The 891-nt window shown below is 54.0% G+C and carries 1 protein-coding gene; it reads right to left on the bottom strand.

The annotated features are described in order from the left end of the window. Positions 1-46: 46 nt before the first annotated feature. Positions 47-891: IS256 family transposase (locus tag F4V60_RS02160; RefSeq protein WP_150387354.1), on the bottom strand; the 845-nt coding region annotated here is incomplete at its 5' end.

The following is an 891-nucleotide window of genomic DNA, read 5'->3' as shown; positions in this document are numbered from 1 at the left end:
GAGCGCGTCAAGTTCTTTGTGTGTGGGGCTTTGTGAACTTGTTTGGTTAGAGGTATGTGTTGAAGCGGTCGGGGTAGGCCACGGCCATCTGATTAATGGCTTGTTTCCAGTTGGTGACTCGGGCTCCTTCAATGAGCCTGCCACTGGTTCTGGATTTGCCTTTTGCCTGCTTGGCGCGTTTTGCGGCGCGTTTGTCTTCAATATTGCACATCATCAACCATAGGGTCTTTATCGCTGAATCGTCATTAGTGAACTGCACCCGGTTGCGCGTGGCTTTCCGCAGCTCATTATTCATCGATTCAATCGAATTCGTCGTGTAAATCACTCTCCTTGCCATGGGTGGGAACTGCAGGAATGGCACGAACCTATCCCACGCGTCACGCCATACTTTCACTGATTGTGGATACTTCACCCCCAGCTCAGATGCAGCGAACTCGTCGAGCGCTAGCTTCGCTGTAGCCTCATCCGGGGCGGTATACACCTTCTTCAACGCGGCGGATACTGCCTTGCGGTCGCCGTAGGCTACCCACCGGTTAGCAGCACGAATAAGGTGCACTACACAGGTTTGTACCATCGAGTCCGGCCAGGTTGCTTCCACAGCTTCTGGCAGGCCTTTAAGCCCGTCGCAGCAGACAATGAATACGTCCTGGACCCCGCGCGAGGCGAGGTTTGCGCACACATGAGCCCAAAAGGACGCTCCTTCCTCTTTCGCCAACCAAATACCGAGGATGTGCTTGATCCCGTCCATGTCTACTCCGATGGCTAGGTAAGCAGACTTGTTAACCACCCGGCCACCGTCGCGGACTTTAATGCGTAGCGCGTCGAGAAAGATCACCGGGTAAAAGTCATCGAGCTGGCGGTTCTGCCACATCATCACCTCATCTAAAACAG

Origin of the sequence: Corynebacterium flavescens, from assembly GCF_008693105.1 — a bacterium.
In the GTDB taxonomy this organism is placed as follows: Bacteria; Actinomycetota; Actinomycetes; order Mycobacteriales; family Mycobacteriaceae; genus Corynebacterium; species Corynebacterium flavescens.
The sequence above is the reverse complement of the archived record's forward strand: the minus strand, read 5'-3'. Positions and strand labels throughout refer to the sequence as shown.